18 protein-coding genes are annotated in these 24,388 nt (G+C 27.9%); 3 read left to right on the top strand and 15 right to left on the bottom strand.

Annotation, left to right across the window (positions count from 1 at the left end; all coding sequences use genetic code 11):
* On the top strand, positions 1-275 hold a 275-nt coding region (locus tag CLPUN_RS12255), incomplete at its 5' end, for a transposase (RefSeq protein WP_143329044.1).
* 91 nt (positions 276-366) lie between these two features.
* Here CLPUN_RS12255 and CLPUN_RS12250 read toward each other — a convergent pair.
* The 11 genes from CLPUN_RS12250 to CLPUN_RS12200 all read right to left on the bottom strand — a co-directional run bounded on the left by CLPUN_RS12250 (position 367) and on the right by CLPUN_RS12200 (position 15,090).
* Positions 367-1,077 carry a GntR family transcriptional regulator gene (locus tag CLPUN_RS12250; RefSeq protein WP_077847561.1) on the bottom strand — a complete coding sequence of 237 codons (711 nt, stop codon included), beginning with the start codon at positions 1,075-1,077 and terminating at the stop codon, positions 367-369.
* Positions 1,078-1,235: 158 nt separating this feature from the next.
* Positions 1,236-2,147, bottom strand: a complete 912-nt coding sequence (locus CLPUN_RS12245) for an ROK family protein (protein WP_143329043.1) — start codon at positions 2,145-2,147, stop codon at positions 1,236-1,238.
* A 46-nt stretch (positions 2,148-2,193) separates the two neighbouring features.
* On the bottom strand, positions 2,194-3,096 hold the full coding sequence (locus CLPUN_RS12240) for an ROK family protein (RefSeq protein ID WP_077847560.1): 903 nt from the start codon (positions 3,094-3,096) through the stop codon (positions 2,194-2,196).
* 146 nt (positions 3,097-3,242) lie between these two features.
* Complete coding sequence (locus CLPUN_RS12235) at positions 3,243-4,640, bottom strand: glycoside hydrolase family 1 protein (protein ID WP_077847559.1); 1,398 nt, start codon at positions 4,638-4,640, stop codon at positions 3,243-3,245.
* Between the two features lie 128 nt (positions 4,641-4,768).
* The gene (locus CLPUN_RS12230) at positions 4,769-5,647 is read right to left on the bottom strand and encodes an ROK family protein (RefSeq protein ID WP_077847558.1); all 879 of its coding nucleotides are present in this window, start codon (positions 5,645-5,647) and stop codon (positions 4,769-4,771) included.
* Between the two features lie 256 nt (positions 5,648-5,903).
* Positions 5,904-6,740, bottom strand: coding sequence for a carbohydrate ABC transporter permease (locus CLPUN_RS12225; RefSeq protein ID WP_077847557.1), 837 nt, complete (start codon positions 6,738-6,740; stop codon positions 5,904-5,906).
* Complete coding sequence (locus tag CLPUN_RS12220) at positions 6,740-7,696, bottom strand: carbohydrate ABC transporter permease (protein WP_143329042.1); 957 nt, start codon at positions 7,694-7,696, stop codon at positions 6,740-6,742. The genes CLPUN_RS12225 and CLPUN_RS12220 overlap by 1 nt, the downstream gene beginning before the upstream one ends.
* A 26-nt stretch (positions 7,697-7,722) precedes the next feature.
* On the bottom strand, positions 7,723-9,087 hold the full coding sequence (locus tag CLPUN_RS12215) for an ABC transporter substrate-binding protein (RefSeq protein WP_077847556.1): 1,365 nt from the start codon (positions 9,085-9,087) through the stop codon (positions 7,723-7,725).
* Between the two features lie 109 nt (positions 9,088-9,196).
* The gene (locus tag CLPUN_RS12210; RefSeq protein ID WP_077847555.1) at positions 9,197-11,011 is read right to left on the bottom strand and encodes a sensor histidine kinase; all 1,815 of its coding nucleotides are present in this window, start codon (positions 11,009-11,011) and stop codon (positions 9,197-9,199) included.
* Between the two features lies 1 nt (position 11,012).
* Positions 11,013-12,629 (bottom strand): response regulator transcription factor, encoded by a 1,617-nt coding sequence (locus CLPUN_RS12205; protein ID WP_158078758.1) that lies wholly within the window; start codon positions 12,627-12,629, stop codon positions 11,013-11,015.
* 181 nt (positions 12,630-12,810) lie between these two features.
* Entirely contained in the window at positions 12,811-15,090 is a 2,280-nt protein-coding gene (locus tag CLPUN_RS12200; protein WP_077847566.1) for a glycoside hydrolase family 127 protein, read from the bottom strand.
* Positions 15,091-15,427: 337 nt separating this feature from the next.
* Between CLPUN_RS12200 and CLPUN_RS12195 the strand changes: the two genes are divergently transcribed.
* Complete coding sequence (locus tag CLPUN_RS12195; RefSeq protein WP_077847553.1) at positions 15,428-16,321, top strand: AraC family transcriptional regulator; 894 nt, start codon at positions 15,428-15,430, stop codon at positions 16,319-16,321.
* 78 nt (positions 16,322-16,399) lie between these two features.
* On the opposite strand, the gene CLPUN_RS12190 is transcribed toward CLPUN_RS12195, so the two are convergent.
* The 3 genes from CLPUN_RS12190 to CLPUN_RS12180 form a co-directional block, all read right to left on the bottom strand.
* On the bottom strand, positions 16,400-17,335 hold the full coding sequence (locus tag CLPUN_RS12190; protein ID WP_077847552.1) for a type I phosphomannose isomerase catalytic subunit: 936 nt from the start codon (positions 17,333-17,335) through the stop codon (positions 16,400-16,402).
* A 340-nt stretch (positions 17,336-17,675) separates the two neighbouring features.
* The gene (locus CLPUN_RS12185; protein WP_077847551.1) at positions 17,676-20,726 is read right to left on the bottom strand and encodes a glycosyl hydrolase; all 3,051 of its coding nucleotides are present in this window, start codon (positions 20,724-20,726) and stop codon (positions 17,676-17,678) included.
* A gap of 402 nt (positions 20,727-21,128) precedes the next feature.
* Complete coding sequence (locus tag CLPUN_RS12180; RefSeq protein ID WP_077847550.1) at positions 21,129-22,250, bottom strand: SGNH/GDSL hydrolase family protein; 1,122 nt, start codon at positions 22,248-22,250, stop codon at positions 21,129-21,131.
* A 248-nt stretch (positions 22,251-22,498) separates the two neighbouring features.
* Here CLPUN_RS12180 and CLPUN_RS12175 point away from each other — a divergent pair, with 248 nt between their 5' ends.
* Positions 22,499-23,386, top strand: a complete 888-nt coding sequence (locus tag CLPUN_RS12175; protein ID WP_077847549.1) for a helix-turn-helix domain-containing protein — start codon at positions 22,499-22,501, stop codon at positions 23,384-23,386.
* Positions 23,387-23,489: 103 nt separating this feature from the next.
* On the opposite strand, the gene CLPUN_RS12170 is transcribed toward CLPUN_RS12175, so the two are convergent.
* Positions 23,490-24,203 (bottom strand): SurA N-terminal domain-containing protein, encoded by a 714-nt coding sequence (locus tag CLPUN_RS12170; RefSeq protein ID WP_077847548.1) that lies wholly within the window; start codon positions 24,201-24,203, stop codon positions 23,490-23,492.
* Positions 24,204-24,388: the final 185 nt, after the last annotated feature.

Raw genomic sequence — 24,388 nt, 5'->3', positions numbered from 1 at the left:
GTAAAGCTAAAAGCATTGAGGCATTCATTGATAAACGATATGAAAATGCTTTGTTTTTCGAATCTCCTATAGGGGTGAACCTATATAAAAATAGATTGAAAATAGAGCAATTATTCTCCGTATTAAAAGGTTTATATAACTTAGAAAATCCAAGACTCTATGGGCAAGCCCGATACGAACGTCATATAAAATGGGTTTTATTAGCTTATTTAATAGATGAATTTAATAAAAAACAGCAAGGAATAAAATCAAGAAAATATCCTTGGAACCTTTGATTCCTATGAATATTTTCTTAAATAACTATTTGTAAAAATTAGTTATTCAACAACCTATTATAAGTATAAATTTTCTTATAATCATTAAATATTACTTAATACTTACAGTTCTAATCTCAATCTTGTCACTTCTATGATGTGATTTTGAATATTCAAATGATTGCCCATTATCTAAAAATCCAACTTGTTCAACCTCTAATATAGGCATATTCTTATCTATTTTTAACCATTCCTGTTCAATTTCATTTGGCAAAATTGCACGAACTGTTCTATGTGCACTTTTTATTTTTAATTTAAGATTTTTTTCTATATAATTATAAATTGAATTCATTAAAATATCCGTTTTTATCCCATGTATAAGTCCTATTGGCATATATGTGTATTCAATTACATATGGCTCATTATCTGCATACCTAGCTCTTACTATATAATATACAAAATCATCACAAGTAATTTTTAATTTAGTTGCAATTTCATCTGTTGGGTGAATAACTTCAAACTTAATAATACTAGAAGATACTTTTTTCTCTTTGTTGGTTTCTGAGAACCCGCCAAATTGTTTAACTGAACCTAATTCTTCAACATCCTCATCATTCACTGATTTTACAAAGGTTCCTGATCCTCTTCTTTTTATAACTAATCCTTGAATAACAAGCTCATCAACAGCCTTTTTTATAGTAATTCTACTAACACCATATGATGAACACATTTCCTTTTCTAAGGGTAGTTGCTCATTAGGACTATACTTTCCACTTAGTATTGCTTGCCGTATATCTTGTGCTATTTCTTCGTATTTTGACATATATATTGCCTCCTTATAACATACCCCCAATAGTATTATTTTGAAATTTTTATCTTCTCCATATTATTTACTTATATAGTCTTAAAATTTTTACCATATATCTAAAATAAACATGAATTTCAAAATTCCTCTAGCCATTTGTACCTTTCTCTTAAAAATTAATCAATATATGATTGTCTTTGAAGATAATTATATAATGCACCTAATTTATTTGCATCATTTCCAAATTCACATTTTTTAAGAACTGGTTTTATTGTTCCCTCTAAATCACTATTCATAAGTGCATCTAATCTCTTATTTATTTCTTCCACATATTCTGGTCTTTCACTTATTGCTCCACCTAAAATAATGACTTCTGGATCATAAGTGTATTGAATGTTATATATTCCTACTGCCATAATAAAGTAATACTTATTTACTTCTTGAAGTGCTATTTCGTCGCCTTTATTACATAATTCAAAAACTTCAACTCCATCAAGACCACCTTCTTCTAAGCCTTTTAATTTTGCTACTTTTTTAGCTAATGCAGTAGTAGATCCTGCTTGACTCCAACTAGTGAATTTAGGTTCTCCATCTAATTCACAACTTACTGAACAATAACCAAACTCTCCACCATGCTTATGAATTCCACCATGTATCTTTTTGTCTTTAACTATAGCGCCACCTATTCCTGAACCACATACTACAAAAGCTAAATCTTTATTTTCCTTACCAGCACCAAGCCAACATTCTCCAAGAGCTGCACAGTTAGCATCGTTTTCAAGCTCTACCTTTAAATTTGTAAGTTCCTTTAAAATTTCTTTAAAATTTGGTCCATGTATATATGGAATAGCACTTGCCCCACCAATTACTCCTGTTTCGCTATCTACTGCTCCTGGTGCACTTATTGCAATTCCTTTTACATCATATTTTTCTTTCATTTCATTAGTTATTTTTCCTAATTTATTAAAAAATTCATCCTTATTATCTGAAATTTTAAATTTATTACTTTCAAGGATTTTTCCACTTTGATTAATTACAGACCACTTTACAGCACTTCCACCAATATCAAAAACCATAAATTTATCCACTTCTAATCCCCCTATTTCTTAATTTATTTTTAATTCATTTTCAATATTAATTTTTTTCTCTTTGAAGATAATTATATAACGCACCAAGTTTATTAGCATTATTTCCAAACTGGCATGTTTTTATGACTGGTTTAATTGTTCCTTCTAACTCACTATTCATCATTATATCTAATCTTTTATTTATTTCATCAACATATTCTAGTCTTTCACTTATTGCTCCACCTAAAATAATAACTTCTGGATCAAAAATATATTGTATATTGTATATTCCTACTGCCATAATAAAGTAATATTTATTTACCTCTTGAATAGCAATTTTATCACCTTTACTGCACATTTCAAAAACTTCAATTCCATTAATACTATCTTCATCTAACCCTTTTAGCTGAGCAACATTTCTTGCTAATGCTATAGTAGATCCTGCTTGACTCCAATTTGTAGCTTTAGATTTATCTAAGTCAAAATTTATTGAACAATAACCAAATTCTCCACCATGTTTATGTATTCCAACATGAACTTTTTTATCTTTAACTATAGCTCCGCCTATTCCTGTTCCACAAACAACAAAGGCTAAATCCTTATTATTCTTGCCTGCTCCAAGCCAACACTCTCCAAGTGCAGCACAATTGGCATCATTCTCAACTTCTACAGTTAAATTTGTACCACTAGTTATTATCTCTTTAAAATTGGGACCATGTATATAAGGTATGGCAGTTATTCCACCAATTATTCCTGTATCACTATCTACAGCTCCTGGTGCACTTATTGCAATTCCTTTAACATCATATTTTTCCTTCATTTCATTAGATATTTTAATTAATTCATCGAAAAATTCATCAACTGTATTTAGACAATCAAATTTATTACTTTCTTTAAAATCACCTGATTCATCAATTATAGACCACTTAGTGGAAGTTCCCCCCACATCAAACACCATAAAATTCCTCATTTGTGATCCTCCTCATATAAAATTCAATTAGCTGTCTTAAAATAATTATTTTTAAGACAGCTCCATATTTATTATTTCCTAACTTTAGACGTGTGAAATAAAATAAACTAGTATTCTAGCTTGTTATTTCTTGGATTATTCCTTAATTAAAATCCATTGTTTTCCACAACTTCTTTAATCCACCTTCCAGATTTTTTAATAGTCTTCTTTTGATTTACTAAATCTACAGCAATAAATCCATATCTATTTTTATATGCATTAGACCATGACCAACAGTCAATTGGAGTCCATGTATGATATCCAAAGCAGTTTGAACCTTCACTTATTCCCTTATGAAGATATTCTAAATGTTCTTTATAAAAATCAATTCTGTAATCATCTTCTATTACTCCATCTTTATTTATATACTTTTCTTCCCCTTCAACACCCATACCATTTTCAGATATATACCAAGGGATATTGTCATAATTATCTCTTATATTAATCGCTATATCATACATACATTGTGGATATATTTCCCATCCTCTATAAGGATTCATTCTTCTTCCTGGCATTTCATAATTATCAAAGTATTCGTCTGGCATCCATCCCTTTGACTTATCAATTTCAGATTCCTTTGCCTTTACCCTTCTTGGTTGATAATAGTTAACCCCTAAGAAATCTATTGTATTGTTCTTAATTATTTCTAACTCTTCTTGTGTTGCTTCCCATATAACCTTATCTTTTTCTAGTATTTCTACAAGTATTTCAGGAAAATGTCCTTTAACAGCTGGATCTAAAAATGAAGTATTGAAATAACTATCGGCTATTTTAGAAGCTTTCATATCCTCTTCACTATTTGATCTTGGATATGCGGGTGTTAAATTAAGAACTATTCCTATTTTTCCACCTTCCTTATTACATCCCATTTCTTTAAAAGCTTGAATAACTTTTGCTGATGCTAAGTTTAAGTTGAACATTACTTGAACAGCCTTTTTACCATCAACTAATTTAGGATAATGAAATTCATATAAATATTCTCCTTCAACTACTACCATAGGTTCATTAAATGTTGTCCAATATTTAACTCTATCTCCAAATAAATCAAAACATTTCTTAGCAAATATCACAAATAAATCTACTACATGTTTAGATTCCCATCCTCCATATTTATCATATAACTCAACAGGCAAGTCGAAGTGATGCAAATTCATTACTGGAAGAAGATTATTTTTAATACATTCGTCAATTACTTCGTTATAAAATCTTACTCCATCTTCATCTACTTCTCCAGTTTCAAAATCTTTTATTAGCCTTGTCCATTGAATTGATGTTCTAAAACTATTTAATCCTGTTTCTTTTACTAATTCTAAATCTTCCTTATGGCTATTATAAAAATTTGATGCTACATTCGGACCAACTCCATCAAAAAATGCTTCTGGTTCTATATCAAACCAATAGTCAAATACACTATCATGTTTTTTGTTAAATCTGCCTTCACTTTGTGGACCTGATGTTGCTGAACCCCACCAAAAATTTTCTGGGAACTTAAATTTTATACTCATCTCTTATCCTCCTACTTTTTCATGTCTATTATTACTTTTTATTAAGTTAACTCGTTATTGTAATTTTAATATTATTATTTTGAAAAGCCATTAGGCTTTTCTTCCTAAACTTTTAACTCTTAACTGATTTAAAGCATTGCTGCTCCAATAAGACCCGCATTATCTCCAATTTCTGCCATCCTTATATCTACCATAGCTGGATCTGCTACTTTTGTCTTTGCGCTTTCAATAACCTTAGATAATAAATAAGGATTATTTATCATTACAGCACCACCAATAACTACAGTTTCTGGATCTACTACTGCAATTATATTAGCAATTCCAATTGAAATATTATCTACCCATTTTTCTATTACTTGTACAGCTTTTTCATCATTATTTTCATATAAATCAAAAACTTCTTTTGTACTTAATGTTTTTCCATACGCTTGAGATGCAATTCTTGCTATATGAACTCCACTACACTGTCCTTCTAATCCACCTTTATTCAAACCCACGTGACTATATTTATCTTCATTTATTATCATATTGTAAATTTCTGCTGTTTGGCTATGTGCTCCATTTATAATCTTCTTATCAAGGATTAAAGCACCACCAACTCCTGTAGAAACCGTTATATAGAATACGGATTCACATTCTTTAGCACTTCCCACCAAACTTTCTGCAAGACCTGCTACATTAGCATCATTATTAATTTGAACAGGTAATTTTAATTTTTCACTTAAGTATTTTTTAATATTAAAATTTTCCCATCCCTTTAAATTAACTGGATTTAGTAACTTTCCAACTTTAAGATCTAAAGGACCTGGTGCTCCCACTCCTACTTTTTCAAATTTATATTTATTCCAATTTATCTTTATTTTATTTATTAATTTATCTAAATTGTAAGCTGGTCCTTTTATTACTTCATTTTCAATTTTGAAAATCTCTAATATATTTCCTTCTTTTGAAATAACGGCTGCTCGTAAGTTAGTCCCACCAATATCAATTCCTATTAAATAAGACACTCAAAATTCCTCCTAATCTATTTGATAAATTTCATTATAATTGCTACCCTTACTATTATTTATTAGATTAATTATACTACGTTATTTTAAAGTATTCAATATATGTTATGTCTTTTTATTGAAATAGCTATATTTTTATAAAGTATTATAAATCTTTAAATAAAAATACAAGCTTTCATTTGATTATAAATAAAAATAATGGGTTGTATAAGAATATAAAATCTTTACATTCTTATACAACCCATTTATATTATATTTATCCCTTCATTCCAGTCATTGCTATACCCTCAATAAAATACTTTTGTCCTATGAAAAATATGATAACTATAGGTAATACAACTACAGCTGAAGCTGCCATCATATATTGCCATTGTGCGGTATACATTCCATTAAATTGCATAAGCCCAAGAGAAAGTGTAAATTTATCGCTATCATTTAAATATACTAATGGTCCTAAAAAGTCATTCCATGAACCCATAAAGGAGAATAGTCCAACTACAATTAAAGAAGGCTTACTTAATGGAAGAATTATTTTAGAATATATAATAAAATGATTAGCACCATCAATACGCGCTGCTTCGTCCAATTCCTTTGGAATAGTTCGAAAAAATTGCCTTAATAAAAATACATTAAATACTCCTCCGCCGAACCAAGCAGGAACTACTAACGGAACATAGGTATTAACTAATCCAAGCTTTTGCCACCCTATAAATGTTGGTATAAGTGTAACCGCAAATGGTATCATCATAGCAGTTAATAATATTCCAAACACTATATCTCTACCTTTCCAATTTATTCTCGAAAAGCTATAAGCACATAATGAACTCGTAATTACTGTACCTAGAACTGTTAATACAACAATAAATAATGTATTGGAAAAATATTTTGCAAAAGGAAGCAAAGTTAATGCTTCTTTATAATTACTGAATCTTATTGGGTCCGGAATCCATATTGGAGGCATTGTAAATATTTGTGACATATCCATTAATGAACTTCTTATCATCCAATAAAATGGAACTAAACATATGAATGATATCATTATCAAAATTGTATATGTTGCTATTTTTGAAACTGTCCTTTTTTTATTCCTCATTATTGGCCATCTCCTTCATAGTATACCCATTTAGATGTTCTAAAAATTATGAAAGTAAATATTGATATTATTATGAATAATATCCAAGCAAGAGCACACGCATTTCCCATTCTGAAATTGGTAAAAGCTTCTTTATATAAATAAAATGCATAAAATAAACTTGCATTATTAGGACCACCTGATGTCATAATGTATGCTTCAGTAAATACTTGAAAGCCATTGATAAATCCCATGACAAGATTAAAAAATAATGTTGGTGTTATCATGGGAATAGTTATATTAATAAATTTATGAAATCCATTTCCACCATCTATTTCAACAGCCTCATATAATTGCTTTGGTACTCCCTGCAATCCTGCAAGAAATATTATGACGGTACTTCCTATAGTCCATAAACTCATAAGTATTAATGATGGAACTACAGTTTTTTCATCAAATATCCATTTTGAAGTAGGTAATCCTATGACCTTTAGAATATTATTAAGTAAGCCTAAATCTGGATCCATAAGCCATATCCAAATCATTGAAGAAGCAGCTACTGGCACAATAGTTGGAAGGTAAAATATAGTTCTAAATATTCCTTGCCCTTTAACATCTCTATTTAAAACCATAGCAACAAGCAGAGCAACTATAATTTGAATTGGAACACTTAAAAATACATAAAAAGCTGTAACTAATAAGGATTTATAAAAAAATGGGTCTTTATTAGTGAATAAATTTTTATAATTATCAAAGCCTACCCACTTTGGAGTACTAGCAATCCTATAATCTGTTAAGCTAAAATATCCACTTCCAATCATAGGTCCCATAACAAAAATTATAAATCCTAATATTACAGGAGAAGCAAATAGTAATCCATATATAATATTCTTTTTCTCTATAGATATTTTTTTATTGCTTTTTTCTTTTATATTTTTATTTGTATTTTCCATAGCTTTTGTACTAACACTTGCCATAAAATTGTCACCTCTCTCTAATTTTCTTATTTGTTAGTATAAACGCCTTTAAGTTCTGGTATCACATCAGGTTCAACTTCTGCTAGTGCTTCTTTCGCTGTTTTTTCACCACTCCAAACTTGATCTAGAGCAGGTCCTATAATCGAACCTATCTTAACAGAATTCTTTATATAATAATTACAATCTGGAACACTATTATTAAGTGCTTGTTCTAAAATTGCATCCTTAAATCCATCAGGATGTCCAGGTTTTATAACCCACTCCTTAATTTTATCTTGATCTGTATACCAGCTTTTAACTGTTGGTAACCATAATCCACTAGTAATTAAATCTTTAGTACCTTCTCCTGAGCTCATCCATTTTAGGAATTTCCAAGCTTCTTCTGGATGTTTAGTACTATTGAACATACACATAACTTCACCAAATAATGTGGTTTTATTATTTTTCATTTTAGGAAGCACTCCAACATCATAATTGACCTTAGCATTTGCTAAATCAAGCTGTACCCATTGTCCATCCCAATCCATAGCAATCTTTTTTGATTGCAGCGCTATTGCTGGAGCTGGTAATGTTTTAGATTGTGCTGGTGATGGAGCAACATGATATTTAACACATAAATCTGCAAGCTTTTGAACTGTATCAGTAACAGTCGGATTAGTTAAATTTGATTTCATTCCATCATCGCTAACATATTTAACATCGTTAAGATTTAAAAATGTTTGCCAATAAACGCTTGGCATATTTATTCCATATTGTTTAATATTCTCTGGATCAAAGCCTTCTTCTGTTGCATTCTTTCCACTTTGATCTATTGTTAATTTTTTACACACTTCAACGAATTGATCCCAAGTCCAAGCGTTGGAACTTTTAGCTGGTGGTAATTCTACTCCTGCTTCTTTAAATGCATCAACATTGTAATATAACCCGAAAACTTCTTGACAAGGAGTAATTCCTATTATGCTATCTTTGTCTGCGTGTATAAATGATCCATCTATATAGGTATCTTCTTTTATTTCATTATCTTTTTCTAAAAGAGGTGATATGTTTTTTATCTTTCCTTCATCAGCCCATGATAATGCTGTAGTTTTAAACATTAATGCTACATCTGGCGCTGTATTTCCTGCTACCATAGTTGCTAATTTAGTATCATAATCTGTTGGTATATGTTGAAGCTTTACTTTTATATTAGGATTATTCTTTTCAAACTCTTTGACTGCCTTAGTTTGTGCCTCCACTTCATTTGTACTTCCCCACGTAGTATATGTTAATGTGACAATTTCACCATTTGCTTTTTCATTTGCTACTGTGCTTGCACTATTGCCACATCCTACTAACATACTAGTAATTAATGTAGTTGAAAGAATTGAAGTTATTATTTTCTTTATATTCATTTACTCTCCCCCTAAAATCATTTGAAATTGTTTTCACAAGTAAATTATATTTGAAATAATATACGTATTAAATTCTAACTTTATTAGATTAGTATACTTTTTTTAGATTTTATTCTTTTAGTGGTAATTTTATTAGAATTTTAGTACCATTATTTACTTCTGATTTGATGCAAACTCCATATTGTTCTCCATACATTAGCTGAATTCTATTATTTACATTACTTATACCAATCTTATCCTTACTTTTCATCATAATTTCTTCTATTCTTTTGCTACTCATTCCCTTTCCATTGTCTTCAATAACAAAGCATGCAGTTGTATCTTCTATTCTTCCAGTTATTTTTAAAATTCCTCCACTATCTATAATACTAAATCCATGAATAATAGAATTTTCTACAAATGGTTGTAGGAAAAGCTTAGGAACTTTGTAAAAATTAATCCTTTCATCTATTTCATAATAAACATTAAATTTATCTTCAAATCTATTTTGCATTATATAAATATATTTTTTAAGCCATTCTAAATCTGTCTCAAAATTGGAAATTTCTTCAGTATTATGTGCAGTATATTGCAGCATGCTAGAAAGGCTAACTATCATTTTGCTAATTTCTTTCTCATCATTTTCAATTGCAATCCAGTTAATAATATTTAATGTGTTATAAAGAAAATGAGGGTTTAGTTGGATATTTAAAGACATTATTATTGCTTCTTTTTCTCTTATATTGCTAATATAGTTCTCTTCAATTAAATTTAAAATCTTATCATCCATTTCATTAAATTTATTAACAAGATTTCCTATTTCATCATTTCTCTTTACTTCAACTTTTGTAGAAAAATTACCTTGTCCCATTTTTTTAATAACTATTAATAATTTATCTATTGGTTTTATGATGGATCTCGATATAAAATTAGCACATATTAAAGCTAAACTTACTAATATAAATCCTAAAAATAATATAAAATAACGTATATTAACTAAAGAAATTAAAATAGAATCTACTGGTATGACTGCTACTGAAATCCAGCCAGTTGAATCTATTGTATCGTAGCATATTATCATTTTCCTTCCATCTACTTCTCTTTCTATATTTCCACTTTTATTATTTACCATTTCTTCTAACCATATTGGTTTTTTTCTTATTGCCATGTTAGTTGTATCCGTATTATATACTATATCTCCTTCAGTTGAACATATAAAATACTGAGAATCTTTATATTGATTATCACTCTCAATAATATTACTAAATAAATCGGGTTTGAAATTTATTAACAATAAAGGCTTTTTACTATTTTCATTCAAATCATCAAATTTAATACTTTCTCGATTTAGATTATTAATTATTTTCACTGCCGAAAATAGGTATTTGTATTCTATATTTACATTCTTTAAATCACTTGCATTATAAAAATCTGTGAACTGATATGTTGGAACCCATATTAAAGATCCATTGCCTTCTTGTGCAATTTTATATAATTGGGATGTATAAAAATAATTTTCAGGTATTGGTATTTTACTGCTTCCAAAATTATAGTAGTCCGTTATTATATGTGATGAGTAAACATCTACATAATTAAAATATTTAAATAATATACTATTAATTTTTCTATCTAAAGCAACTAACTCAGAAGAACTGTATTTTTTACGATCATTTACTATATTATATAACTCAAAATCTAATGTTATTGCATCTGAGCTTTCTAATATTTTATTCAGTTTCAAATTTAGCAAACTATTATTATTTTTAACTACTTTTAGAGAACTTTTCTGTGCATTTTCTATGATAATATCAGAACTCATTTTATAGTAAAAAATACTCATTATCATTATTGGTACTATAATTAATACAAAATAAGTAGTGTTTAATTTATATTTAAGTCCCATATTGTTAATATAATTTATAAATTTATTTCTTAATAGTCTCATATTACACCTCTAATTTACTTGAGGAATTTAAACGTCTGTATTCATCAGGACAAATATTCATTTGATTCTTAAACACTCTATTAAAATATTTAGAATCCTTATATCCAACTAAAGATGATATTTCGTATATTTTCTTGTCACTTTCTAACAATAATTCGCAAGCCTTTTTTATTCTTAATTTTAATAAATACTTAATAAAATTCATCCCAAGTTGTTCTTTAAACATAGTGCTAAAGTAACTTGGATTAAAATGAAATTTTTCTGAAATATCTTCTAATGAAATGTCTTGCATATAATTTTCTTCTATATACTTAACACATTTATCAAAGAAAATTTTATTTTTATTTCTCTTCCATCTTTCAAATATGCTAATTATTTTAATTAATATTAAATTACAACTTTGTCTTAACTCATCTATATTTTCACTTAAATTTATTGCACTTATAATATTCATTGTAATTTCATTATAAATTTCATTTGTCATAAACATATTAATTTCTTTTATAATTTTAAGAAATATTCTTATAATATTATTTTTAAGTTCATTTTGTTGTGGATAATCCTTTTCCAGAAATTTAACCAATATCTCGTTCATTAAATTAACAGCCCCAATGGTATCTTGCTGGTAAATACATTTATTAAGCAATTCTTCATATTTAGAATTTATAAATATATTAGTTTTTCTAATTTGTTTTTCATCCGAAGAACTTATAATATTACTATTTTTGAAATAAAATCTTAATTCTAAAGCTTCCATAGCCTCATCAAAACATTTTTTTGCTTCATAATAAATATTACCGCATCTTCTACTTATTCCTATACTTATATTGATATCGTATTCATTTTTAATTAATAATATCCTTTCATTAAAATCTTCAAAATTAATTTGATTAACATTATCATCATTCTGTTTTATTACAGTTATTAAAATATTTTCATTACCATTAAAATAGAATGATATATTATCACCATACGGTTTAACCATTTCTGTAACTATCCATTTAATATTTTGTAGACACTTTTGATTATTTTCATAGCTATCCTCAGTTATTTTATTTGAGCTGGCTATCTTTGTAACCATTACCCATCCTTCTCCATCTTTATGAAAGTATTTTTTAATTTCTGTTAATCTTTCTTTATTAAGCTCACCTTTTATCCACTTATTAAATTGATTTTCTATATAAACTTGTATGGTATTATTTAAACTATCTATTAGTTGTATTTCTCTCTTCCTAGCCTCTTCTTCCTGTTGAATACTTTTTTCTACCTTAACTAGAATTTCGTATATTATATATTCATCAACTGGCTTTAATATATAATCAAAAGCACCTAAACTTAATGCATTCTGAGCATATTCAAAATTAGCATATCCACTTAAAATTACCACTTTAGAATTGCTTTCCATTTCTTTATACTTTTTTAAAAATACTAATCCATCCATAATGGGCATTTTTACATCTGTTATTATAATATCTACCTTATTTTCTTTTACAAATTCTAATGCTTCATTTCCATTTTTAAATTGATTTATTACATATTTAGGTCTTAATTTTCCAATGAGATTCGCTAACCCTTTACGATGCCTTGGTTCATCATCTACAATAATTACATTAATCATAATCCCCTCCACCATAATTACTAGTACTAATATAATATTATATAGGTTGCTAAGCATTTAAAATTCTACATACTTAACAACCTATATACGTAATATTTAATAAATAGTTTAAATAAAAATCATTTTTTTAATTTGAAAATAAATCGTTAAACTATACTACTGAGTTATTTTTATTAGTAATTTAAACATTCTCTTGTAATGTAATTCTAACTCCAAATATTCTTCCTGCAATTTTCCCTTTAGTTGAAGCAAATTTCACTTTAATCTTTGATTTACCACTAGTTAATTCTTTCGGTATAGTATAAAATTTGTCAAATAATGCATAAGGTTTATTTTCATTTAATAATTCTTCTGAAATCAAGCTGTCATTTACAGATATATTAAATTCTCTTATACATCTTTCTCCCTCAATAAAACACTCTTTATCACTCCCCCAGTATGTTACTACCAAATACATTTGCTTATCTGGATTAACATTCACTTCATAGCTAAAATATCCTTCACCTATAATTTCACGCCATCCCTTACCTGCTTCACTAGAATAATCAGAATGAGAATTTTCAGATTTTATTTTATGTTCTATTTCTAGCTGTTGTTCATTGGGATTAACCAAATCTATAGTTATCGCATTTAACTTTTCTTGATAATCAACACTTGTCAATTCTGTTTGCTTATATTCCTTTATTGTCATCTTTGTCCAATAAACAGTATATCTTTGATGGTGAAGAGCATAAAAAGGAATTAATGTACATTTTACCTTGCCTGGTTCACCTATTGCTTCAGTTTCAAACTCTAATACACAATCTTTTATAGGTTTTATACATTCTTCAATGTTCAAATTATCTGTTACTAAAGTTGGGACTATAATTCCAGGATAATGATTTAATTTTAAATGATCTTCTAAAATATCCGTTTCAGGAAAATTCTCTCTTCCAAGTTTACCTGCAAGCACAAGAGGTCCATACATAAATGCAATTTTATGTGAATCTTCTTTTGATGCATAAACATGTATATTCATTGGAAGTGTCACATCTAAAATGTCACCCTTTTTCCAGTTGCCTTCAATTGATATATATCCTTTTTCAGCTTTAGAATATTCGCTTGTTCCATTTACAACTATCTTAACTTCGTCGCTCACCCAATATGGTATTCTTATTTTTAAAGTCATAAACTTTTCTTCAGCATCTTCAAATATAAGTTTTATTTTATCAGCTTCAGGGAATTTTGTTTCTTGACTAAGTATTATGCCCTTATCTGATAATTCAATTTTTGAAGAAATATATAGATTTACAAACAAATCATCATTATCTCTATAATATATGTTTCTTATATATCTTGATGGATTCTCCATTCCTGTACCGGTGCAGCACCAAAAAGAATTATCAGGTGAGCAATAAACTTTAAAGTGTCCAGGTTGCGTTGAAACAAAATAGGTTTTCATACCTGAATCTGGGTCTTGAGATGCGAGTATATGGTTATATAACGCATTTTCATAATAATCCATGTAATCTGAGTTGTGATTCCAATCATATAAATGCTCTGTAAGCTTTAGCATATTGTAAGTATTGCAAGTTTCAGCTGTAGTAACTCCTAACTTTTCAGTGTCTATTTTTCCAAAATGCTCATCTCTGCTATTTCCACCTATGGCATATGAACGGCTTTTAGTAACCACATTCCAGAAAAATATAGCTGCATTTTTATAATCTTCATTACCAACAAGCTCATAAAGTCTTGCTGCTCCAATAACCTTAGGTATTTGTGTATTGGCATGTTTACCTTCAAGCTCATCTTGTGATTTTGTTAACGGAATTAATGTTTCTTTATGATAAAATCTCTTTGATAGCTCCAAGTAATCTTCATTCTTAGTAATTTCATAAAGATTTGCCATAGCTTCACACATACCACCATGTTCACAATAAAGCATACTATCAAATTGTTCTTCTGTTAAATTATCCGTTCCCTTTTTTGCCCAATCAGAAAGTTTTATAACTACTTCAAGCGCTTGTTCATTTCCTGTGAGAATATAAACATCAATAAGTCCTGCATAAATTTTATGAATACTATACCAAGGAACCCAACTGTCTCCAAGTTCAAATCTTGTAACATTAAATTCGCCACTAAAAACTTTATCAAAACATTCTCTTGGAAATCCGCTAACATAACCTTCGTCATCTAAACTTTGAAGATATGCAAGCTCAGCTACTGCATAATCAAGCTTTTCTTTTAATTTTTCATCTTTATCGGCAATATACATTGAGGCTGCTGCTGATAAAAAGTGTCCTAAAGAATGTCCGCTTATTTTCATTGCTTCCCAGCCACCATAACGTAGTTTTTTAGGAGTTCTACCTATTGCTTCATAACAAGGTGCCACAAGTCTATCCACATCAAGGTATACAAGGTACTCTTTTCCTTTATCTTGTGACTCTTTAAATATTCCACTTAATAATTTCACCTTTTCCATTATCTCATCAGTTCCTTTCATACTATAAATCTATAGGTTCTAAATTTTATACAATATACCTTTTTAGTTTTTAAGCAAAATTAAGTAATAATACAGCTTTCATAAAAACTACTTATATATTGTACACGCCTTACAGACAATGGCTTTACATATAAATAGTCGATTTAAAATTAATTTTACTAAAAGTAAAAATTGCAATATATACTTTAATAAAAAACTATATAAGTGCACTAAATTGCATTTACATGATTATTAATACTTTGTACAATATAACTATGACACAAAATAATATAGTTGTCGGTAGACTATATTAACAAAAGGTGGTGAATATTGACCAATGAATTATCTTAAAGCAAATATTGATGCCCCCTTAATATTTTCTATGTGCGGAAATTTTATATCTGATAACAAATGGCTGCATATGGAAAGAATTATGGATAGTTATGAAATCATTATAATTAACAAAGGAGTTGTATATATAGAGCAGGATGATGAAAAATATGAATTAAAGGAAGGCGATCTTTTATTACTCGAACCAGATCGTAAACATAAAGGATATGATTATTCGAACAAAGGTACTTCTTTTTATTGGCTTCATTTTTACTGCAATGACCCCTTTAGTATTTCTAATCATGTGGATATTAAATCTGAAATATCAATAACTCAGAACAATCCTTATTTTAATGGGTTGAGTTCAAATATACTAATTCCTACTTTTGTCAGAAATTTAAATTTAGATAGAATAAATGTATTGTTTCGTCAATTACTTCACTTATCACAATCTAGTTATTATACAAATCAAAGTGTAAATTATATACTTACTTCTCTCTTAATTGAGATTACAGAACAAGTTATTTTAAATTTTGAAATAATGCCTAAAAGTGTTGTACCAGAAGATATTTTACCTCAAATACTGCAATGGATAAAAATTCATATAACTCAAAATATATCACTTCAAAATGTGGCCTATGAATTTAATTTTTCAAAGGAATATTTAGCACGCTATTTTAAGAAAAGAATGGGAATGAGCATGCAGGAATATATAAATTATTTAAGAATTTCTAATGCTAAACAGCTTTTATGTAATTCAAATTTAAATATTAAAGAAATCGCTCATGAATTAGGTTTTGTAGATGAAAAATATTTTCTTAAACTCTTCAAAAAATATGAAAATTTAACTCCTAAGAAGTTTAGAAATGCGTATAATATGACTTGTTTAAATAACATTTAAAAAATTCCTATGTGGCAGTAGATAATTTATTTTTATACAAAACCATCTACTGCCCCATTTAAACAATATTTAAATTTCTTAAACTACTGGATAGCTCTTAAGTAATGTAAGCTTTCCTTGAATTTTATATTCTCCTAATGTTGCAGGTACTAAATAACTATCACCCATTTTAATTTTTTCTGAATATCCTTTTCCCTCTATTATACCTTCACCATCTACACATGTTAATATATCAAATTTTTCTTCACTGCTTCTATCTGTTAGTGAATTTTCTATGATCAATTTTTCTATTCCAAAATATTCATTTTTACATAACAAACTTTTTTTATAACCATCAAATTCTACTTCTTCACCTTTAAGATTTTGGCATTGAAGATCAAAATTTGTTACATCTAATGCTTTTTCTACATGTATTTCTCTTGGTCTTCCGTAATCATATACCCTATAAGTTACATCGCTATTTTGCTGAATTTCTGCTATGATAACCCCTTCACATATAGCATGAATTAGTCCACTGTTTATTAAGAAACAATCTCCCTTTTTAACTTCTATTTTATTTAAATATTTTTCAACTTCACCAGACTTTATTGCTGCTTCAAATTGCTCCTTTGTGCAATGTTTAGTTCCTACAATTAAAGTTGAATCTGGCTTTGCATCTACAACATACCAAGCTTCTGTCTTACCATAATCACCTTCATATTTAGCTGCATATTCATCTCCTGGATGTACTTGCACAGAAAGTTTTTCTCTTGAATTTATTAACTTAACAAGTAAAGGTAATTTTTGTATACTTACTTTGTTTCCTACAAGAAAATGTTCATGCTGTTTTATCAAAGAATCAAAGCTGATTCCTTTAAACTTTCCATTAGCTACAATCCCAGTTCCATTTGGATGACAGGCTATATCCCAGCTTTCTCCAATATCCCCTTCTGGCAGATTATCTCTAAAGCTTTCTAAATCTCTTCCTCCCCATATTTTGTCATAGTATAGATTTTCAAATCTTATTGGATACATAATTATTACTCCCTTTCTTTGTATAAAATTAACATATGTAAAATCAGAATTTCACAACCTATATAAAAAACTAAATTGAATTTATAAGTCATCATTTACTACTCTTATCTTCAATTTAAATATATTATTTAAAAATATATCTTTATTTAATATATATCATTAGTTAAAATTTATCTATACTTTCAATTTAAAAAACATGTTTTTAATTAAATATGAACATTACTTATATTTAATCTAAATGAAATTTATAATTTTAAGTGTTTAATTATAAAAATAGACAAATCCTAGGCATACTACTATACCTAAGATTTTTCACCTTAATATTATATAACTACCTCTTCTACTGACATTCACCTATTTGATTTAGCCAATACCCATTAATATATTCATTTACGGCCATTGATCCATCTAATTTTAAGTAATACCATTTGTCATTAATATATTTAAACCAACCATTTTTCATTATTCCATTTGATTCAAAATAATACCATTTACCGTTATCATCTTTAAACCATCCAGTCTTCACTGCACCATCTTGATTAAAATAGTACCATTTCCCTTCTATTTGTTTCCATGTATTAGTTACTTTCATTCCTTGTGCATCCATATAAGACCAACTTCCATTTGAAACACTATTTATATTACTACTATTATTTCCAATTGAACCTTGATTATTTCCTGTTTGCCCTTTAGTATTTATAGCCTTAATATCATCAAAATACATTGCCGAATCTACAGTCCATGAACCAGTATATCCCTTCGGAACAATAGTATTACACCATATCCCCATTTTTTCTATCTTACTTGGATCGAATACTCCATTATTCTTACCCTTAAATTGGCTAAAAGGTAGTGTTATAAGTTTAGGTTCAGTAGTTCCTGCAAATTCTGGCATAAATACTTCAAAATCTTCTCCCTTTGAAGTAATTTGAATAACTAATTTTTGGCCCTTACCATCTGGCTTGCACCAAAATTGTAGTGCATCGCAATTTAACCAATCAGCATCTACAGTTTTGGTAATCCCTGCCCATCCTTCTGATGCTTTTTCTGTTGAAATCCTATATTTAAATTGTAGTCCATATTCTCCATTATTTTTATTATCTTGTACTAGAATTGAATTAGCGCTACAACCTGTTCCTGCATTGGTAGACCACTTTGTTTGTAATAATCCATCTTCTCCAATATATGATTCAAGATTATCTACAAGTTTCGTATCTTTTTCTGCTTCCTTTATATTAAACAATATACGTATTTTATCAAGTAGTTTGTCATCTGAATATAATTCAATGGAACCAATTGCAGATCCTATTTTATTAAGAGTATCTTGTGTAATCTCCCCAGTATAATCACCATTATTTAATGTTCCCTTAATAGATTCTATTAATTTTCCTTCTTTATTTTTAATAACAAATTTTATTTCTCCATTTATATTTTTTAAACTTGCTGTTATTTTAGTTTGTTCAAAAACACGACTACTAGATGCTGGATATTTTATATAGCCATAAGAATTCCTAGAATTTTTCTTAGTATCAGCTTTTGAATAATCTCCTACTCCACTTGCAAATACTGATTTAGAATCATTATAATAATTTATAAAATTATTAATCATTTCATGACCTTTTTTATCATTTGCCATAAATGGTGAAAAGAAATTTTTATCTCCATCAAAATTTGCCCAAACCATATAATAAGGCATATTAGATTGCGATACTATATTTGATATATCATTAAACCAATCTAAATTTTTATTTCCTGATGGTGCCATTCCTCCACCATTTACACGTACACCAGTTTCAGACACTGCTGAAAGTTTACCTCTTTCATCTGCAATTCCTTGTACTAAGTTAATCGTATCTTTAAATGTATATAGCCATTTGTCTTCTTTAGAAACTGGATCATCATTATACATATCAAAAGCTATGACATCGATAAATTGATCTCCTGGATATCGTGACAAATAATCTGCTTTGTCTTGAAATGGGCCATTTGGTGAATATACATATAATAAATTATGAACCTCTTTTTCATCACGTAAATATTCTACTGTGTATCGATAAAGATTTTTATATGATTCTTCATCACAAAATGCTTTACCCCACCAGAACCAACTTCCATTGTTTTCATGGAAGGGTCTAAATAGAATTGGTACCTCTTTAGCTTCTAACTTTTTAGAATAACTTGCAATTTGATTCAAATATCCAGTATATACTTTATTTAAGTCACCTCCTGGCATAATTCTTTGAACTACGTTTTCTGTAATAACTCCTGGTGTATATCCTGAATAATCATAATTTCCATTAACATCCTTACCTTTTTCAGCCACTAATGCAAAATTTGGCATATGTGCTGATAAAGTTATGATTCCACCTTCTGATGCTGTATCTATACTTAAATTCACTGCTTTTGTTACTAAATCTGTTCCATTTGCTTTTTCTGCATCACTTAATTGCAGCTCAGCTCCAGTTAAAGAAAGTGCATCAATACCACATATTGCTGCAATGGATCCTGTTATATCTTTTGTATCAGAATTACTACTGCCCTGTGCTCCATTTTTTAGAACTGCTTTATAGTGGGTATCATTTTGATGCCCATATAAAACTTTATCTGTTTTGCCTATTCCTACTAAATATGCATATAAATTTGCTGTTTTATCAATTGCTTTAGAATCCACTAATTTAACTTGGTTTGGCATTTTTCCTGACAAATCGCCAATTTCAACTTTATCTTGTTTTGTAGGAACAACAGATTTTAGGACATATATATCCTCTGCTTTACCTTTTTCAAAATTAATATTATCTATATATATATCACCTTTATAATCTGTATTAGCTCCAATAATTCCTATTGTAACTGAACTTATATTAGAATCTTTAGGATCAAATTTAAGAGTAACCTTAGCTTTCTTTAATCCTCCACCAATATCAACTGCATCATTTAGATTTATTTTATCAAAAACATTTGCAACTTCTTTTCCGTCTTTATCACTAATAAATAGTTTTCCTTGAAAGCTTCCTTCTGTCATCTTACTTGAATCATATATGAAATCATATGTTAATACATTATATCGATCAAATGAAATTGGTTTATTAAACAAATTTATTATTTTAAATTCACTCCATGACACTGCACTATCTTTGCTATAATCAATTGAAAGTTTCATAGTCTTGTTTGCATCATCAAAATTAACAACATTTTCAACAGATCCGTTGTAAGCATAAGAACCACCAAATTTCCATCCATCAAGGACCTTTGTTGAATCCTCAAAATTCCATTCTAATCCTTTTTCATCTTCTACTGATGCATTTGCAGTAATAGGAGCTTGTACCATTGTTACCGTCATTACAACTGTCATAAAATAAGCAGCTAAATTTTTATTCTTTTTTGATTTCATGTACTATTCCCCTTTTCATCTTAATTTAACGATTAATTAACCTTTTTTAATTGTATAAAAAATTTTAGGTTATTAGTATTAATAACAGATAGATTTCTTTACCGAAGTTGGTTAAACGTTATCAATTTTAAACAAAAAAATCATTCACCATTATTTTAGCTTATAAATAAATATAATTAACTTAACGATTAATTAAAACAATTACATTATACTATGTATTAGGTAATATTTCAACACACTATTCTAATAATACTTAATAAAATGATAAGTTTATAACATAACTTCATAAACTTATCATTCTATATTGATTTACTATGCAATTAACTTAGTTCTACTTATAATATATTCTTGTCATTTTCTTTCTTAAATTTAATAGAGTGCAAGTAAAAAAATACACTTAACTTATGATACTAAAATTCCTAATATGGTTATTTCTTTCGCTTTATTCTCTTTAATTACATTTACTTCTATTTTATATTCTTTAATTTCATCACTTAATTCTAAGATTTCTGTTGACGAATAATCTCCCCAGCCGTATTTAAAATAAGTGTCTAATAATACTTTTTCCTTATCATTTACATTAACACTGATTTTACCTGCATTTTCAGATGTACTCTTTTTATATAATAAAATAATATTTTTCGCTTCTACTTCTATTACTAATTTTCCCTCTTCATTAACTTCACCATTAAAAATCCATCCATTTTGAAACACTTGAAATCCTTCAGCATAGTTTTTAAAACCAATGTTTTCTTTAGGTGAAATTTTAAGATTATTTAAAATAGTTCCATTTATATATCTGTCTTCAAATACACATGGTGTTTCTAAAGTATTATCTATAATATTTATTCCTTCACCTTTTTTATAATCATTTTCATATACACTATTAATAAAGTTTATTAATAACTGTGATATTACATAATGTCCATCATCATTTGGATGAACTTCATCTGTTAATAAATCTGCGTATTTCATTTTATTATTTTCCACTTCAATCTTAATCGCATCTCTAAAACTTATCATAGGAATATTATATCTTTCCCCTACTGCTATTTCTTGATCTTGTACATTAAATCCAGTGTCCATAGTCATAAATACTTCTATAACTGAGGGCTTACTTTTACTGCTTAATAATTTTCTAATTTCACTTTCATATGCAACTTTACAAGAATAATCTTCATCATCATTTACAGCAGCATCAACAAAAACTATATCTGGATTTTCACTTATAATTTGTCTTTCAACCCTATGAACTCCTATAAGTGATCCTGTAGCTCCTACTCCTGCATTTATATGTTTAACATTTACATTGTTAAATTTTTCTTTAAACCACTTATAAGTTAATTCAACATAACACTTTTCATAAACTGTTGAATTACAACCTTGAGTTATAGATCCGCCTAAAAATGCTATTGTTATATCTTCACCCTTTTCAGCTTTTTCAATTAACTTTAAAATTCTACTTACATCACCTTTATTGACTAAAGACTTTTTTAACATTTGCTCTGTTATTTTAAATCCCATTTGTCTTCCTCCTTATAATATCTTTAACATATAGCTCTGATTAAAATTCAACATAATCTCTTTAATTTATAATTTGAATAATTATTATAATGTAAGTATAATGATTTCTATAAATATAAACTTGCACTATTTCAGCAAATAGTACCATTATTTTGATATTAAACACGTTATATATGCTATTTTTAATCCTTCATCTAGAATTTATTATAATAAGTTCATGATAAAATATATATTGAGAGGTATTCAATATGGATAAAAATATTTTAAAAGAAATTACACATTATGGAGATTCAATGTTTCCAATTTATAGTTACAATATTAATATTGGCAATAAAGTAAACATGCTTAATTGCCATTGGCATGATGAAATTGAATTTATTTTAATTATCTCAGGCAACGCTGTATTTCAAACAGAAAGTTCTTCTTATGAAGTCAATCCCGGTGAAATCATCATTATTAGCAGTGGTGAACTTCATTCTGCTTATAGCTTAAGCACTAATGACAATTGTATTTGCAAATCTCTAGTATTTAATAGTGAAATGTTAAGCAGCAAAAGTAGCGATGCAATTCAAATAAAATTCATAAATCCACTTATAAATAACCAATTAATTCTGCCACATCATCTCATTTGTAATAATGATAATGAAATAGCTATAAGAACCTTTTTAAAAGATTTAATAACAACCTTAGATTCTAAAGAAAATAATTTTGAACTAATAGCTAAGTCATATTTATATATGATATTTTCTAAAGTAATGCTAATGGTTACTTACAAGGACACCAGTGAACTAATCAATAATAATAGCACTAATAAAATAGATAATATTAAACATATTCTTGATTATATTCATATTAACTATAATAAACCTCTTACAATAAAAGAACTTTCAGCAGAACTTAAAATGAGTGAAGGTCACTTTTGTAGAGTTTTTAAATCTATTACCTTTAAAACTCCTGTTGATTACCTTAATTACTATAGAACAACAAAAGCTCAAGATTTACTTTTAAGTAGTAATAAAAAAGTTTTAGAAATTTGTATGGATGTTGGCTTTAATAATCTCAGTTATTTTATAAATGTTTTTAAAAAGAATACTGGATATACACCTTCTACTTTCAGAAAAAACTTTAAAATCTAAGTTTTATTTTAATAAAAAAATGGGAGTGTAGCTAGATTTGTGTAAAATAAATCTAGTTACAATCCCTTCTTATATTTTTAAATTGAATCCTATTAACGAATAATTATAGTTTATCCTCATAAATCTTAACTTTTAAGTCTGTCTTCCATTCTTGTAGTTTAGAATTATAAGTTACCCCTTGCTTTTGTTTTAGTAATAATGATTTAATCTGATCTTTTACTTGATCTAATGGAGTTACTTCTGCATCTAATGAAAATTTAGAATCTTTATTTTCATTATAATATACTTGAACCTCGTCATCTGTAACTGTTACATCTTTCACCATATAGTTTTGGATTACATTTGTTATAATTTGTGTCTTCATAGATTCCTTAAGTGTATCCTCTGTCATGCCACTTTGTTGTAACGCACTCTCAAATTGTTCTTTTTGAGCATATCTGGCATTGATTTGCTTCATTTGTTGATCAATTTGCTTATTTATATCATCATCTGATGGTTTAATATTTAATTGAGTAGCTTTAATTAGAAGTATCTTTCCATTTATCATATCATCTAATCGTTTTTCCTTCATTTGCTTTAATTCATCTTTGACTTCATCATTAGTTTCATAATCATCGCCAAACTGTTTTTTTAACTGAGCATCATATTTACTAATTTCTTTATCAAAATCTTCTTTTGTTATCTTTTCTTTTCCAACTGTTGCAATAACTGTTTTTTGCATTACTTCTGGTGTCTTTTCAATTATATTGCATCTAATCGTTAATACTGTAATTATTAATATAGATATTGCTACAATAATTTTTTTTAGTCTTTTCAAAACTTTTCCTCACTTATTTCTAAATATAATTCGGTTTTTCACACTATTTTATAAAATAAACTAATAAAAGTTAATCTTTTTTATGGAAAAATCATCAATACAAACTTTTATTATACTTTATTTTTTTAATTGTACTTTTATATAATATATTAAATTGAATGCAAATTCAACTTACTATGGAAAGA

Origin of the sequence: Clostridium puniceum, assembly GCF_002006345.1 — a bacterium.
Lineage (GTDB): Bacteria > Bacillota > Clostridia > Clostridiales > Clostridiaceae > Clostridium > Clostridium puniceum.
This window is presented reverse-complemented; position numbering and strand designations above follow the sequence as displayed.